The following is a 14344-nucleotide window of genomic DNA, read 5'->3' as shown; positions in this document are numbered from 1 at the left end:
TAGCCCAAAAAGTCCTTTCATTCAACAACTTACTGGTAAACAAGAAGTTAGCCTCCGTGAATATAAACGTCGCAGACTTGTTAAATGGGAATTACATCCTGTTATTATTTGTGGTACTGGCGCTGGGTCTTTGCCTGGGTAAATTGCGCCTGGGCTCGGTTCAACTCGGTAATTCCATTGGCGTTTTAGTCGTCTCCTTATTATTAGGCCAGCAGCACTTCAGCATTAACACGGACGCGCTGAACTTAGGTTTTATGCTGTTTATTTTTTGCGTTGGCGTAGAAGCGGGACCTAACTTTTTTTCAATTTTCTTCCGCGACGGCAAAAATTATCTGATGCTGGCGCTGGTGATGGTCGGCAGCGCGCTGCTGATCGCGTTAGGACTGGGCAAACTGTTTGGCTGGGATATCGGGCTTACGGCCGGTATGCTGGCCGGCTCCATGACCTCCACCCCCGTGCTCGTGGGCGCCGGTGATACCCTGCGGCATTCCGGCATGGCGGGCGCGCAGCTCTCTACCGCCCTCGACCATCTGAGCCTGGGCTACGCCCTGACCTATCTGATTGGTCTGGTGAGCCTGATCGTTGGCGCACGCTACCTGCCAAAACTGCAGCACCAGGATCTGCAGACCAGCGCCCAGCAAATCGCCCGCGAGCGCGGTCTGGATACCGACTCCAAACGTAAAGTCTATCTCCCGGTTATCCGCGCCTACCGCGTCGGGCCGGAGCTGGTGGCATGGGCAGACGGCAAAAATCTTCGCGAACTGGGGATTTACCGCCAGACCGGCTGCTACATCGAACGTATCCGCCGCAACGGCATTCTGGCGAACCCGGACGGCGACGCGGTGCTGCAGATGGGCGACGACATCGCGCTGGTGGGTTACCCGGACGCCCACGCCCGTCTCGACCCGAGCTTCCGTAACGGCAAAGAGGTGTTCGACCGCGACCTGCTCGACATGCGCATCGTCACCGAAGAGATCGTGGTGAAAAACCATAACGCCGTGGGCCGCCGCCTGGCGCAGCTGAAGCTGACCGACCACGGCTGCTTCCTCAACCGGGTGATCCGCAGCCAGATTGAGATGCCCATCGACGATAACGTCGTGCTCAACAAAGGCGACGTGCTGCAGGTCAGCGGCGACGCGCGACGCGTAAAAACCGTTGCCGACCGCATCGGCTTTATCTCCATTCACAGCCAGGTCACCGACCTGCTGGCCTTCTGCGCCTTCTTCATCGTTGGCCTGATGATCGGGATGATTACCTTCCAGTTCAGCAACTTCAGCTTCGGCATCGGTAACGCTGCCGGTCTGCTGTTCGCCGGGATCATGCTGGGCTTCCTGCGAGCCAACCATCCGACCTTCGGCTACATTCCGCAGGGCGCGCTGAACATGGTGAAAGAGTTCGGTCTGATGGTGTTTATGGCGGGCGTCGGCCTGAGCGCGGGCAGCGGCATCGGCCACAGCCTGGGCGCCGTCGGCTGGCAGATGCTGGTTTCCGGCCTTATCGTCAGCCTGGTGCCGGTGGTGATCTGCTTCCTGTTCGGCGCCTACGTGCTGCGTATGAACCGCGCCCTGCTGTTCGGGGCAATGATGGGGGCGCGTACCTGTGCGCCTGCTATGGAAATCATCAGCGATACCGCGCGCAGCAACATCCCTGCGCTGGGGTATGCGGGCACCTATGCTATCGCTAACGTGCTGCTGACGCTGGCGGGTACGCTGATTATCATCATCTGGCCGGGACTCGGATAACTCCTAAGTTTGCGCGTAATGAAAAAATTTTTGTAACGCGCAGAACTTTTTTAGCAGGGGGCAGTCATAACTAGTGCCACTGCTTTTCTTTGATGTCCCCAATTTGTGGAGCCCATCAACCCCGCCGTTTTGGTTCAAGGTTGATGGGTTTTTTGTTGCCTGAAATTCCCCTTCCTGTAATCTGACCTTCTCTCTTCCCATCAAAACATATATGATTAAACGAATATGATTTAATCTACCCTCAGGAACACCCATGATCCACCCGCTCCAGCTCTTCAAAATCCTCTCCGACGAAACGCGACTCGCCATCGTCATGCTGCTCCGTGAAGCGGGCGAGCTGTGTGTCTGCGATCTCTGCTCCGCCACCAGCGAACCGCAGCCGAAAGTCTCCCGCCACATGGCCTTGCTGCGCGAGTCCGGGCTGGTTATCGACCGCCGCGAGGGTAAGTGGGTCCATTACCGTCTCTCTCCCAACATGCCCGCGTGGGCGGCAGCCGTTATCGACACCAGCTGGAACTGCCGGCGGGAAGAGACGCGCATGAAGCTGAAAAACCGACTCTCAGGCTCGTGCTGATCACAACACATTCACAAAAACAGATATAACGGAGTAAGCGATGTTTCTGGCAGGGGCAATTTTTCTGGTTACGCTGGTACTGGTCATCTGGCAGCCCAAAGGGCTCAGTATCGGCTGGAGCGCGACCATTGGCGCCGTGCTGGCGCTGGCCAGCGGGGTAATTCACATTAACGATATACCTGTGGTCTGGAATATCGTCTGGAACGCCACGGCGACGTTTATCGCCGTCATCATTATCAGCCTGCTGCTGGATGAGTCCGGCTTTTTCGAGTGGGCGGCGCTGCACGTTGCCCGCTGGGGAAACGGTCGCGGGCGATTGCTGTTTACTTATATCGTGCTGCTGGGTGCGGCCGTGGCGGCGCTGTTTGCCAATGACGGCGCGGCGCTGATCCTGACGCCTATCGTCATCGCCATGCTGCTGGCGCTGGGGTTCAGCAAGCAGGCCACGCTGGCGTTTGTGATGGCGGCAGGTTTTATCGCCGATACGGCCAGCCTGCCGCTGATTGTCTCCAACCTGGTCAACATCGTGTCGGCAGACTTCTTTAAGCTGGGGTTCAGCGAATACGCCTCGGTGATGATCCCCGTTGATATCGCCGCGATTGTCGCAACGCTGGTGATGCTGCATCTTTTCTTCCGCAAGGAAATTCCCCCGGAATATGACCTGGCGAAACTTCAGGAGCCCGCGCGGGCCATTCACGATCTCCCGACGTTCAGAACGGGCTGGATCGTGCTACTGCTTCTGCTCGTTGGCTTCTTTGTGCTTGAACCTCTCGGCATTCCGGTCAGCGCCATCGCCACCGTCGGCGCGCTGATTTTATTCGCTGTTGCAAAACGGGGACATGCAATAAACACCGGAAAAGTGCTGCGCGGCGCACCCTGGCAAATTGTTATTTTCTCGCTCGGGATGTATCTGGTGGTGTATGGCCTGCGCAATGCCGGGCTGACGGATTATCTTACTGGCGTGCTGAATAGCCTGGCCGGACACGGACTGTGGGCCACCACGCTGGGAACCGGGTTCATCACCGCGTTCCTGTCATCCATAATGAACAATATGCCCACGGTGCTGATTGGCGCGCTCTCCATTGAGGGCAGTACGGCGACGGGATTGCTCAAGGACGCGATGATTTACGCCAATGTGATTGGCTGCGATCTGGGGCCGAAAATCACGCCTATCGGCAGCCTCGCCACCCTGCTCTGGCTCCACGTGCTGGCGCAGAAAAACATGACGATTACCTGGGGCTACTATTTCCGGACGGGCATCATCATGACGCTGCCGGTCCTGTTTTTGACGCTCGCCGCGCTGGCGCTACGTCTCTCCTTCACACTGTAATGAGCCACTGATATGAGCCACATCACCATTTACCACAACCCAGCCTGCGGCACCTCGCGCAATACGCTGGAGATGATCCGCAACAGCGGCACGGAGCCGGAGATTATCCTCTATCTGGAAACCCCGCCGTCGCGCGATAAGCTGACCACCCTGATTGCCGATATGGGGATTTCGGTGCGGGATCTGCTGCGCAAAAACGTGGAGCCCTATGAACAGCTCGGCCTGGCCGAAGATATCTTCAGCGACGACCAGCTTATCGACTTTATGCTGCAACACCCGATCCTGATTAACCGTCCGATTGTGGTCACGCCGCTGGGCACCCGCCTGTGCCGCCCGTCTGAAGTTGTCCTCGACATTCTGCCGGACGCGCAGAAAGGAGCGTTTACGAAAGAGGATGGCGAAGCCGTCGTGGACGCCAGCGGGAAAAAAATCGAACACAGGTAAAACAGGCAGGGCGAGTGATGCCTAAGGGTTTCCCTCGCCCGCAATTCTCCCCACCATCGCCCGAATTTCCTCCCGGCTTAATGGCTCTCGGTCAGTCACATAGTGCAGCGTCATCCCTTCGATGAAGGCATCCAGCGCGCGGGTGGTGACCGGGTCGAACCACTGCTCCAGCGTGGTCTGGCTCATCTTCATCCAGTCCTGCATCACCGTTTTGAGCGCCGCGCTGCGGTGCATAAAGGCGTAAAGCTGGTACATCAGCGCCATGTTGTGCGGCGTGGTCACCTGCGAGCTGTGGATCAGGGTGGTGATGGATTCACACGCCATTTCCGGCCCGGTGACGCCCGCGAAGAAATCCCGGTACTGCTGCGACATCTGGCGGGTAAACCACGTGAAGGCCTCCTCCAGCAGCGGCTCCATGCCGTCGAAATAGTAGGTCATCGACCCCAGTGGCACGCCCGCGCAGCTGGCGATTTTACGGTGCGTAACGGCGTGAATCCCGTGTTCGGCAATGGTATCCAGCGTCGCCTGGAGAATTTTTTCACGTCGATGCGGATCGTTCGGTGGTCTGCTCATAAATCCCTCACCTGGTTTGTGTACAAATGTACACAAACTTGCTAGTGTTGTCGCTATTGTTGTACTTCTGGTGCTACCCCAATGACGCTGACCTCTTCCCGCAACGCCCTGCGACTACGCATGTGGGCATTGTTTATGTTCTTCTTTATTCCCGGTCTGCTGATGGCCTCCTGGGCCACACGTACGCCCGCCATTCGCGATATTTTGTCCGTCTCCACCGCGGAGATGGGCATCGTGCTGTTCGGCCTGTCGATAGGCTCCATGAGCGGCATTCTCTGCTCCGCGTGGCTGGTGAAGCGCTTTGGCACGCGGGCGGTGATCCGCACCACCATGTGCTTCGCGGTGTTCGGGATGGTAGTGCTGAGCGTGGCGCTGTGGTTTGCCTCGCCGGTGCTGTTTGCCCTGGGGCTGACGGTATTTGGCGGCAGCTTCGGTTCGGCAGAGGTTGCGATTAACGTTGAAGGGGCGGCGGTCGAGCGCGAGATGAACAAAACCGTGCTGCCCATGATGCACGGCTTTTACAGCCTCGGCACGCTCGCCGGCGCGGGCGTCGGGATGGCGCTGACGGCCTTTGGCATGAGCGCGAATCTGCATATCCTGCTGGCGGCGCTGGTATGCATCATTCCGATCCTGACCGGCATTCGGGCGATCCCGAACGGTACCGGCAAGAATTCCGCTGAAGAACAGCATTCGACGGAAAAAGGGCTGCCCTTCTACCGCGATTTCCAGCTGATGCTCATCGGCGTGGTGGTGCTGGCGATGGCCTTCGCGGAAGGTTCTGCCAACGACTGGCTGCCGCTGCTGATGGTGGACGGCCACGGCTTTAGTCCGACCTCCGGCTCGCTGATTTACGCCGGGTTTACGCTGGGGATGACCGTCGGGCGCTTCACCGGCGGCTGGTTTATCGACCGCTATAGCCGCGTGGCGGTAGTGCGCGCCAACGCCCTGCTCGGCGGCCTGGGTATCGCGATGATCGTCTTTGTAGACGTGGACTGGATTGCCGGGGTCTCGGTGATCCTCTGGGGTCTGGGCGCGTCGCTCGGCTTCCCGCTGACTATTTCGGCCGCCAGCGACACCGGCCCGGATGCCCCAACCCGCGTCAGCGTGGTGGCGACCACGGGCTACCTCGCCTTCCTGGTCGGGCCGCCGCTGCTCGGTTTCCTCGGTGAGCACTACGGGTTGCGCAGCGCCATGCTGGTGGTGTTAGGGTTGGTGATTATCGCGGCGCTGGTGGCGCGCGCGGTGGCAAAGCCGGAAACGGAACAAACGTCAATGGAGAAGGGATATGAGCGTTAAACTGATCGCCGTCGACATGGATGGCACATTCCTGAGTGATGCCAAGACCTATAACCGCCCGCGCTTTCTGGCGCAGTATGCGCGCATGAAGGAGCAAGGCATTCGCTTTGTGGTCGCCAGCGGCAACCAGTATTACCAGCTGATCTCGTTCTTCCCGGAGATCGCGCATGAAATTGCCTTTGTTGCCGAAAATGGCGGCTGGGTGGTCGATGCCGGGGAAGATGTGTTCAACGGCGAGCTGACAAAAGCGCATTTCAGCACCGTGGCCACCGTCTTAAACGACGTCCCCGGCATTGAGATTATCGCCTGCGGGAAAGGCAGCGCCTACACGCTTAAGGCCTATGACGATGCCTTCATTGATATCGCGTCAAAATATTATCACCGTCTCGAAAGGGTGCAGGATTTCAACAGCCTGAACGACATCTTCTTCAAGTTCGGGCTCAACGTTTCCGATGACGAAATTCCGCGCATTCAGGCGCTGCTGCATGAAAAGTTAAGTGACATTATGGTGCCCGTCACCACCGGTCACGGCAGCATTGACCTGATTATCCCCGGCGTGCATAAAGCCAACGGCCTGCGGATCCTGCAAACGCGCTGGGGCATCGAGGACAGCGAAGTGGTGGCCTTTGGTGACAGCGGCAACGACGTGGAGATGCTGCGTCAGTCCGGGTTCAGCTTTGCGATGGCGAATGCCAAACCGCATATTAAAGCGGAGGCGCGCTTTGAAGCTCCGCATAATAACGAGGAAGGCGTTTTAAACGTGATTGAGAAGGTGTTGAACGGGGAGGCACCGTTTAATTGACCGCGTGCGGTCTGGCGGCCTCGCCCCTCACCCAGGCCCTCTCCCCAAAGGGGAGAGGGAAAAAAAGATTATGGTTGCAGGGCGTTTCCGACACGTTTGTCCTTCAGGAATACCACCATCAGGCCAACCCACAGCACGCCGTTGGCGAGGTTAAACAGGCTGAACAACCCATTGCCGCCCAGCGCGTAGGCGTGCTTGCTCACCTCGATACCGACGGTAAAAATCAGCATCTGCAGCATGCCCATCGCCGCAGAGACCGTACCTTTACTCATCTCGCTCGCAAACAGGGTCAGGCGCACCAGACCAGCGTTCGCCACGCCAATTCCGAAGGCATAAATGCTCAGCCCCGCCGTCATCCACAGGTAGGCGTGGGATGACGCGACGGTCGCTACCGCCGCCAGAATCAGCCCTGCCGCAATCGGCCAGCCGCCCATGATAATCAGTGAACGCACGGTGCGGCGAGACGTCAGACGGGCCAGCACCAGGTTACCGATAATCAACGCGCCAAAGATCGGCACCTGCAGCAGGCCGTACTCGTAGCTGCTGAGCTTTTCACCGCTGATGATAATAACCGGTGACTGCGCGATCCACGCCAGCAGAGGCAGGCTAACGAATCCGGTCGCCAGCGCCCCCGCCACAAAGCGGCCATTTTGCAGCACTGCTTTGTAATCCCGGCCCAGCTCTTTCAGCGAGAGTTTTTCGCCCAGACGGGTAGCCGTTTCCGGCATCGCGCGGTGCAGGCCGAAGAACGCGATGGCGGCGAGAACAGCAAAGAGCACAAACATCCCTTCCCACGGCGCAACGTGCACCCACGCGGCCCCCACCAGCGGCCCGAGTAAGGGGGCGATCAGCGCCACGTTCGCCATCAGCGCGGTAATTTTGATACACACCGCCTCCTCAAACGACTCCTGAATGGCGGCATAGCCCACGGCGCCGATAAAGCACAGGCTCACCCCCTGCAGGAAACGCAGCAGGGTAAATTGTTCAATGTTTTGCGCCAGCAGCGTGGCGAGGCAGGTAACGATAAACCACACCACGCCCGTCAGCATCACCGGACGGCGCCCAATACGATCCGACAGCGGGCCTAACAGCCACTGCAAAAACATGCCGCCAGCCAGATAGGCGGTCATGGAGGTCGGCACCCACTCGATTCCCGCGTTGTACTGCTCCACAACGGCCAGCATACCGGGCTGGATCATATCGTTGCCGATATAGGTAGAGAATTCGTAGAGCACCAGACACAGAGGGAAAAGCAACGCCTGACGACCCAGACGTGAACCAGAAGAAGAACGGTTTAACATGCAATCTCTTTATAATGACAAAATCGCGACGAGTTTAATGAAATGCCGTAATCCGAGATAGTGATTTATCGAGGAGAAACAGAAATAAAGCACATATCGTCTTCGTTTAAGGTTTCCTTAAGTTGACAGATTTATGATAGCGCGATTACTCGTCAATGATCCCTAATTATGGCACTCACTTCCAGCCGTTCAGAATTGTCTAACTTACAGACTAATAAGACAAAACAGCTTTACCGCTTACCGTCCCGCTTTTATGGTTATCAGCTTTTGGTGCTAGTAGCGCTTGCCGTGGTGTTTACGTGGCTATCGCGCGATGAAGCGCTCGACAGATGGATCACCGGTTTTTGGTATGACGCGGCGACACAGACTTTCCCGCTGCAGAAAGACCACCTGCTGGATCTGCTGAACCATCGTCTGGCGAAGTACATTGCGATTGCCTTAGGCGCCGTGGCGCTGCTTTACGGCGCTTACAAACGTAACGCAAGGCTTGTCACAGCCGCGCTGCTGATGGGGCTTGGCGCGCTGGTGGTTGGCGTGCTGAAAAGCATCAGCCACCACAGCTGCCCGTGGGATCTGGTGGAATATGGCGGTAAGGCCGTGTCTTACCCCCTGTTCAGCGCCGTTCCGGCAGACAGCGGCCCGGGCCGCTGCTTCCCGGGTGGCCATTCTTCCAGCGGCTTTATGGTGATGGGGCTGTTTTTTGCCTTCTGGCGCGAGCGTCCGCGTCTCGCCTGGAGCTTTGTGGTCCTTGGCGCGGTTCTGGGTCTGGCGATGGGCTTCGGCCAGGTGATGCGCGGGGCACATTTTTTCTCTCACAACCTGTGGGCCGGGTGGTGGGTCTGGTTTTCCCAGGTGGCGGTCTACGGGCTGGTTTCCACCCGGTTTGCAAAAGAGTGATTACGCTATGCTAGAGAATCTGAATTATCAGCTGTTTTATCTGATCAACGCCACCCCGGCCTCGCCAGAGTGGATGATTGATTTTGCCACCTTTCTGGCGAAAGACCTTATCAGCATCGTGCCTGCGCTGGCTGCCATTCTCTGGCTGTGGGGGCCGCGCAGCCAGGTTAAGGCTCAGCGCCAGCTGGTGATCAAAGTCGCGATGGCGCTCGGGGTAAGCGTGCTGGTCAGCTATCTTCTCGGCCACGCGTTCCCACACGATCGTCCTTTTGTCGATCGCATTGGCTACACCTTCCTGCACCACGCGCCGGATGACTCTTTCCCGAGCGATCACGGTACGGTTATCTTCACCTTCGCGCTGGCTTTCCTGTTCTGGCATCGCCTGTGGTCGGGTGCGGTGCTGATGGTGGTCGCTGTGGCTATCGCCTGGTCGCGCGTCTATCTTGGCGTCCACTGGCCGCTGGATATGGTGGGCGGTTTCCTGGTGGGGCTGATTGGCTGCGTGAGCGCGGCTATCCTGTGGAATCTCTTCGGTGAGGCGCTCTACCGCGGGCTTTCTTCGCTCTATCGCGCCATTTTTGCCATCCCGATCCGTAAGGGCTGGATACGTGACTAATCCCAACCGGACAGGTTACACTGAGCCCCCGCCCTGCGGGGGCTCACTTTTTTATCCCGAGGAACTATGGAAACACGTCGCGATGACCGCATTGCTCAGCTGCTGCAGGCGCTGAAGCGCAGCGATAAGCTGCATCTGAAGGAAGCCGCCAACCTCCTCGGCGTCTCAGAGATGACCATTCGTCGCGATCTGAACAGCGACAGCGCCCCCGTGGTACTGCTGGGCGGGTACATCGTCCTTGAGCCGCGCAGCGCCAGCCATTATCTGATCAGCGACCAGAAGACGCGTCTGGTTGAAGAGAAGCGCAAAGCCGCGCGCCTTGCGGCTACGCTGGTTCAGCCGCACCAGACGCTGTTTTTTGACTGCGGCACCACCACGCCGTGGATTATCGAAGCCATCGACAGCAGCATTCCCTTTACCGCCGTGTGCTACTCCCTGAACACCTTTCTGGCGCTTCAGGAGAAACCCGAGTGCCGGGTGATCCTCTGCGGCGGCGAGTTTCACGCCAGCAACGCCATCTTTAAGCCGCTTAACCTGCAGGACACGCTCAGCAACCTCTGCCCGGACATCGCGTTTTATTCCGCCGCGGGCGTCAATGTGCGCCAGGGTGCAACCTGCTTTAATCTGGAGGAGCTGCCGGTGAAGAACTGGGCGTTAAATGCCGCGCAGTATCATGTGCTGGTGGTCGATCACAGCAAGTTTGGCAAGGTGCGTTCGGCAAGAATGGGCGAGCTGGCTCAGTTTGACGCTATCGTCAGCGATTGCCGCCCCGATGACGAGATTGTGGCCCATGCAAAGGCACAGCAGGTGAAGTTGATGTATTAAACGGGGTTCGGTCTGATGCCCTCACCCCGGCCCTCTCCCACAGGGAGAGGGAGAAAAAACGTAGGCCGGGTAAGCGCAGCGCCACCCGGCATAAAACTTAACTAAACCAACTGCCAAACCAGCTATGGAATTTCATCAACACGAAATCCCACATCCGGCTGAAGAAGCCGCCCTCTTCCACCGCTTCCATCACAATCAGCGGACGCTGTTCAATCGACTTGCCGTTTAGCTGGAAATCAATCGTCCCAACCACCTGGCCTTTTTTCAGCGGCGCGGTGAGCTGCGGTTCGGTCAGGGTATAGCTTGCTTTCAGGTTTTTCAGCTGACCGCGTGGAATGGTCACGGAACCGGCCTCACCCGCCCCCAGATTCACCTCGCTCTTGTCACCAAACCAGACGCGCTGGCTGACGAACGTGGCATCAGGTTTAATCGGCGTCACGGTTTCATAGAAGCGGAAGCCCCAGGTCAGCAGTTTTTCTGACTCGTTAAAGCGGATGCGGTCGGTTTTGGTGCCCAGCACCACCGAGATCAGGCGCATGTCGCCCTGCGTCGCGGAGGCCACCAGGTTGTAGCCCGCGCCGGCCGTGGTGCCGGTCTTCATTCCGTCCACGTTAACGTTGCTGCTCCACAGCAGGCGGTTGCGGTTCGGCTGGCGAATTTTGTTGAAGGTAAACTCTTTCTCTTTGTGGATGGCGTATTCATCCGGCACGTCGTGGATCAGCGCTTTTCCCAGCAGCGCCATGTCGCGCGCGGTACTGAACTGTCCCGGCGCATCCAGGCCGTGGACCGTTTTGAAGGTGGTGTTGGTTAAGCCGAGCTTTTGCGCATAGCCATTCATCAAACCAATGAAAGAATCCTGACTGCCGGCAACGTAGTCGGCCAGCGCGATACACGCATCATTTCCCGACTGAATGATTACCCCTTTGTTCAGATCGGAGACGGAGACCTGATCGCCTGGCTTCAGGAACATCACCGACGAGCCCCGTAGCGCCGGGTTGCCGGTAGCCCAGGCATCCTTCCCGATGGTGACCATATCGTCCAGCTTGATCTTGCCCGCTTTTAACGCCTGCCCGACCACATAGCTGGTCATGATTTTGGTCAGGCTGGCCGGATCGAGTTTCTCATCCGCATTGCCTTCCGCCAGCACTTTACCGCTGGAATAGTCCATCAGGATCCAGGCGCGCGCGTCCACAGGCGGCGCTTCGGGCGCAGCCTGTTCAGCCGCGTAGAGTGTTGGTGCAAACAGGAAAAGGAGCGCAGAGCCTGCCGCCAGGCTGCGCAGAGAAGTCATTTTTCGCGTCATAAATGCCACCCGAGTGTCCATTCAAAAATTACGTCACATCACCGTGTCGCAAGAAGCGATGAGTAATAGCGCACTAAAACGGTTAAAGAAACCCAACGAGGGTAAAGTTATTAAAGTTTATGCAATAACATTCATTTACGCTTTGATTCAGGCGATTTTTTTGTCTTCTGTTGCGTAATTGTTAGGTTTATCTCACCATGGCAAAAAGCCGAACCGGATTCACACTCATCAGGAGTAAATATGATTACGCTGTGGGGCAGGAATAATTCGACCAACGTTAAGAAAGTGCTCTGGACGCTGGAGGAACTGGATTTACCGTTTAACCAAATCATGGCTGGCATGTCGTTCGGCGTGAACAAAGAGGCCGACTATCTGGCGATGAACCCGAACGGCCTGGTGCCGCTGCTGCGCGATGACGAAACAGACGCAACGCTTTGGGAGTCCAACACCATTGTGCGTTACCTCGCCGCCCAGTACGGTCTTGGCCGCCTGTGGGTGGAAAACCCGGCGCAGCGCGCGCAGGGTGAGAAGTGGATGGACTGGGCAAATCAGACGCTCTCTCCCGTTCACCGCGTGATCCTGATGGGGCTGGTGAGAACCCCTGAAGCCGAGCGCGACTACCCCGCCATTCATGCCGCGCAGGATGCCTGCGAAAACCTGTTTGCGATGATGGACGATGAGCTGGCGAAGCACGCCTGGTTCTCCGGCGATACGTTCGGCGTGGGGGACATTGCCGTAGCGCCGTTCGTCTGGAACCTGACTAACCTCGGTCTGAAATGGACGCCGCGCCCGAACCTTGACCGCTGGCTTAAGCAGCTTGGCGAGCGCCCGGCGTACCGTAACGTGGTTATGATCCCGGTCACCTGATTACGCACCGGACGGGCTGACTTTTAACAGCTGCCCGTCCGTTTCGTCGGTCAGGACATACAGATAGCCATCCGGCCCCACCCGCACATCGCGAATACGCTGCTCCCGGTCGCCCAGGATCCGCCCGTCCTCCGCCACCTTATTGCCGTCCACGCTCAGCACGATAACGTCCTTTTCCTTTAGCGCCCCGATAAACAGCTTGTTTTTCCACTGCGGGAACACGTCGCTATTATAGAACGCCATGCCGCTGACCGCGGGCGACACTTTCCAGACAAACAGCGGCTTTTCGGCTCCCTCAACGTGCTCGCCTTTGGCTTCCGGGATTTTCAGCCCGCTGTAGTTTATGCCGTGCGTCGCCAGCGGCCAGCCGTAATTTTTGCCCTTCTCCGGGATGTTGATTTCATCCCCGCCGCGCGGGCCGTGCTCGTTCAGCCACAGCGTGTCGCTCCACGGGTTCATCGCCATCCCCTGCGGGTTACGAATGCCGTAGGACCAAATTTCCGGCCGCGCGCCGGAGGTGTTCACAAAGGGGTTATCCGGCGGCACTTTACCGTCTTCGGTGAGGCGCACCACTTTACCCTGCAGCTTGTCCAGATCCTGCGCCGTCGGGCGCTGGTTGTTCTCGCCGAGTCCAATGAAGAGATACCCTTTGCCGTCGAACACCAGTCGCCCACCAAAATGGTTACCGGTTGAGAGCTTCGGCATCTGGCGGAACACTACCTGAAATCCCTCGATGCGGGAAAGATCGTCGCTCAGGCGGCCATAGCCCACCGCCGTTCCGGCCTTGCCGTCACGCCCGGCTTCGGCGTAGCTCAGCCAGACGCGGCGCGACTTTTCAAAATCAGGCGCCAGCACCACGTCCAGCAGTCCTCCCTGGCCGTTCGCCCACACCTTCGGCACGCCGACAATGGGATCGGAAAGTCCTTTCCCGGCCTGCCAGCGCTTGAGCTGCCCGCCCTTAAGAGTGACCAGTAAACCGTCATTACCCGGCAGGAACGCCATCGACCAGGGGTGATCGAGTCGGTTTTGCAGCACCTCAACCTTTACCGCCTCTGGCGCAGCAAGAAGCGAAAACGGAATAAACAATGCAGGCAGGAAAATCAACGAGGATCGAGGCATAAAGCGCTCCTTTTTCGGCATATGGCATAAAGATTAGCCATTACCTCCGGGCGCGTTACCACTTTTACAAAAGCTTAATCAGAGGGGGGAGTTGCCTCCCCCCGAACTCAGTGCTGTGCAAGCGTCTCGTACTTGTTAAGACACATGATGCAAAGAGAGAGCGTTGTCAGGCAGTTTTCAAGCTTCTCCGCGTTAACAGCGATAAAATTTGGGCAGTCGTGGCGTCCGTTCATCAAACATACCCCTGCAATGGAGAGCACCTCAGCGGCGCGACGCAGCGCCATCAGCTCGCATTCATCGTATTCCGTCTTCAGGGTCGGTGCTTTTTCACGCATGAAATTACACAGTTCAAACAGATTATCACGCAGATGTTCGCTTTCGCTGACTGACATATAGCCCTTTGCCTTCCTGAGCTGCAGATAGGCGGCCAGGTCGATTCGGGCGTTGATCAGCTTGTTAAGCAGATCGCGTTTCAGTCTGTCAACGGACATGCTATTTCCTCCTCTGTCAGCCATGTTGCACATTCAGAATAAGGTCATTTTTTGTACAGTTTAATGCCTGAGATCAATTATTCTTAACTGATTAACATTATTTACAATGTTACAACCTCGGCCTGGCGCATCCGCCTTGCAAAGAGTGTATAAATCCCCCGCGA

At 57.6% G+C, this 14344-nt stretch carries 15 protein-coding genes; 10 read left to right on the top strand and 5 right to left on the bottom strand.

The window, feature by feature from the left end:
* The first annotated feature begins 56 nt into the window (after window positions 1-56).
* From IM314_RS03640 to arsC, 4 genes are all read left to right on the top strand, one after another.
* Window positions 57-1742: an aspartate:alanine antiporter gene (locus tag IM314_RS03640; protein WP_014169303.1), complete on the top strand. Its 1686-nt coding sequence runs from the start codon at window positions 57-59 to the stop codon at window positions 1740-1742.
* A 253-nt stretch (window positions 1743-1995) separates the two neighbouring features.
* On the top strand, window positions 1996-2316 hold the full coding sequence (locus IM314_RS03635) for a metalloregulator ArsR/SmtB family transcription factor (protein ID WP_193359213.1): 321 nt from the start codon (window positions 1996-1998) through the stop codon (window positions 2314-2316).
* 40 nt (window positions 2317-2356) lie between these two features.
* The gene (locus IM314_RS03630; protein ID WP_193359212.1) at window positions 2357-3646 is read left to right on the top strand and encodes an arsenic transporter; all 1290 of its coding nucleotides are present in this window, start codon (window positions 2357-2359) and stop codon (window positions 3644-3646) included.
* Window positions 3647-3658: 12 nt separating this feature from the next.
* On the top strand, window positions 3659-4090 hold the full coding sequence (gene arsC / locus IM314_RS03625; RefSeq protein ID WP_041910680.1) for a glutaredoxin-dependent arsenate reductase: 432 nt from the start codon (window positions 3659-3661) through the stop codon (window positions 4088-4090).
* A 21-nt stretch (window positions 4091-4111) separates the two neighbouring features.
* Here arsC and IM314_RS03620 read toward each other — a convergent pair whose 3' ends face one another.
* Window positions 4112-4663, bottom strand: coding sequence for a TetR/AcrR family transcriptional regulator (locus IM314_RS03620; RefSeq protein WP_047368174.1), 552 nt, complete (start codon window positions 4661-4663; stop codon window positions 4112-4114).
* Window positions 4664-4744: 81 nt separating this feature from the next.
* On the opposite strand from IM314_RS03620, the gene IM314_RS03615 reads away from it, so the two are divergent.
* Window positions 4745-5959, top strand: a complete 1215-nt coding sequence (locus IM314_RS03615; RefSeq protein ID WP_193359211.1) for an MFS transporter — start codon at window positions 4745-4747, stop codon at window positions 5957-5959.
* Window positions 5949-6761 carry a Cof-type HAD-IIB family hydrolase gene (locus tag IM314_RS03610; protein WP_059355492.1) on the top strand — a complete coding sequence of 271 codons (813 nt, stop codon included), beginning with the start codon at window positions 5949-5951 and terminating at the stop codon, window positions 6759-6761. The genes IM314_RS03615 and IM314_RS03610 overlap by 11 nt, the downstream gene beginning before the upstream one ends.
* Before the next feature lie 68 nt (window positions 6762-6829).
* Here IM314_RS03610 and IM314_RS03605 read toward each other — a convergent pair whose 3' ends face one another.
* Window positions 6830-8062 carry an MFS transporter gene (locus tag IM314_RS03605; protein WP_048960865.1) on the bottom strand — a complete coding sequence of 411 codons (1233 nt, stop codon included), beginning with the start codon at window positions 8060-8062 and terminating at the stop codon, window positions 6830-6832.
* 168 nt (window positions 8063-8230) lie between these two features.
* Here IM314_RS03605 and IM314_RS03600 point away from each other — a divergent pair, with 168 nt between their 5' ends.
* From IM314_RS03600 to deoR, 3 genes are all read left to right on the top strand, one after another.
* On the top strand, window positions 8231-8959 hold the full coding sequence (locus IM314_RS03600) for a phosphatase PAP2 family protein (protein ID WP_047368172.1): 729 nt from the start codon (window positions 8231-8233) through the stop codon (window positions 8957-8959).
* 7 nt (window positions 8960-8966) lie between these two features.
* Window positions 8967-9575: an undecaprenyl-diphosphate phosphatase gene (gene ybjG, locus IM314_RS03595; protein ID WP_028012487.1), complete on the top strand. Its 609-nt coding sequence runs from the start codon at window positions 8967-8969 to the stop codon at window positions 9573-9575.
* Between the two features lie 66 nt (window positions 9576-9641).
* On the top strand, window positions 9642-10400 hold the full coding sequence (deoR, locus tag IM314_RS03590) for a DNA-binding transcriptional repressor DeoR (RefSeq protein WP_041910685.1): 759 nt from the start codon (window positions 9642-9644) through the stop codon (window positions 10398-10400).
* 97 nt (window positions 10401-10497) lie between these two features.
* Here the strand turns inward: deoR and dacC are convergent, their stop codons facing one another.
* Entirely contained in the window at window positions 10498-11703 is a 1206-nt protein-coding gene (dacC, locus tag IM314_RS03585; RefSeq protein ID WP_032644979.1) for a serine-type D-Ala-D-Ala carboxypeptidase, read from the bottom strand.
* A gap of 240 nt (window positions 11704-11943) precedes the next feature.
* On the opposite strand from dacC, the gene IM314_RS03580 reads away from it, so the two are divergent.
* Window positions 11944-12570, top strand: a complete 627-nt coding sequence (locus IM314_RS03580; RefSeq protein ID WP_028012484.1) for a glutathione S-transferase family protein — start codon at window positions 11944-11946, stop codon at window positions 12568-12570.
* Here IM314_RS03580 and IM314_RS03575 read toward each other — a convergent pair whose 3' ends face one another.
* Both IM314_RS03575 and bssR read right to left on the bottom strand, forming a co-directional pair.
* Window positions 12571-13689 carry a PQQ-dependent sugar dehydrogenase gene (locus IM314_RS03575; protein ID WP_193359210.1) on the bottom strand — a complete coding sequence of 373 codons (1119 nt, stop codon included), beginning with the start codon at window positions 13687-13689 and terminating at the stop codon, window positions 12571-12573. It abuts the gene before it with no gap.
* 107 nt (window positions 13690-13796) lie between these two features.
* Entirely contained in the window at window positions 13797-14180 is a 384-nt protein-coding gene (bssR, locus tag IM314_RS03570; protein WP_163332973.1) for a biofilm formation regulator BssR, read from the bottom strand.
* Window positions 14181-14344: the final 164 nt, after the last annotated feature.

Origin of the sequence: Enterobacter cloacae complex sp. P42RS (assembly GCF_014930595.1) — a bacterium.
In the GTDB taxonomy this organism is placed as follows: domain Bacteria; phylum Pseudomonadota; class Gammaproteobacteria; order Enterobacterales; family Enterobacteriaceae; genus Enterobacter; species Enterobacter bugandensis.
The sequence above is the reverse complement of the archived record's forward strand: the minus strand, read 5'-3'. Positions and strand labels throughout refer to the sequence as shown.

Coding starts and splice junctions, on each gene's coding strand:
- IM314_RS03635 (WP_193359213.1), top strand. CDS start 1,996: ATGATCCACCCGCTCCAGCTCTTCAAAATCCTCTCCGACGAAACGCGA.
- IM314_RS03630 (WP_193359212.1), top strand. CDS start 2,357: ATGTTTCTGGCAGGGGCAATTTTTCTGGTTACGCTGGTACTGGTCATC.
- arsC (WP_041910680.1), top strand. CDS start 3,659: ATGAGCCACATCACCATTTACCACAACCCAGCCTGCGGCACCTCGCGC.
- IM314_RS03620 (WP_047368174.1), bottom strand. CDS start 4,663: ATGAGCAGACCACCGAACGATCCGCATCGACGTGAAAAAATTCTCCAG.
- IM314_RS03615 (WP_193359211.1), top strand. CDS start 4,745: ATGACGCTGACCTCTTCCCGCAACGCCCTGCGACTACGCATGTGGGCA.
- IM314_RS03610 (WP_059355492.1), top strand. CDS start 5,949: ATGAGCGTTAAACTGATCGCCGTCGACATGGATGGCACATTCCTGAGT.
- IM314_RS03605 (WP_048960865.1), bottom strand. CDS start 8,062: ATGTTAAACCGTTCTTCTTCTGGTTCACGTCTGGGTCGTCAGGCGTTG.
- IM314_RS03600 (WP_047368172.1), top strand. CDS start 8,231: ATGGCACTCACTTCCAGCCGTTCAGAATTGTCTAACTTACAGACTAAT.
- ybjG (WP_028012487.1), top strand. CDS start 8,967: ATGCTAGAGAATCTGAATTATCAGCTGTTTTATCTGATCAACGCCACC.
- deoR (WP_041910685.1), top strand. CDS start 9,642: ATGGAAACACGTCGCGATGACCGCATTGCTCAGCTGCTGCAGGCGCTG.
- dacC (WP_032644979.1), bottom strand. CDS start 11,703: ATGACGCGAAAAATGACTTCTCTGCGCAGCCTGGCGGCAGGCTCTGCG.
- IM314_RS03580 (WP_028012484.1), top strand. CDS start 11,944: ATGATTACGCTGTGGGGCAGGAATAATTCGACCAACGTTAAGAAAGTG.
- IM314_RS03575 (WP_193359210.1), bottom strand. CDS start 13,689: ATGCCTCGATCCTCGTTGATTTTCCTGCCTGCATTGTTTATTCCGTTT.
- bssR (WP_163332973.1), bottom strand. CDS start 14,180: ATGTCCGTTGACAGACTGAAACGCGATCTGCTTAACAAGCTGATCAAC.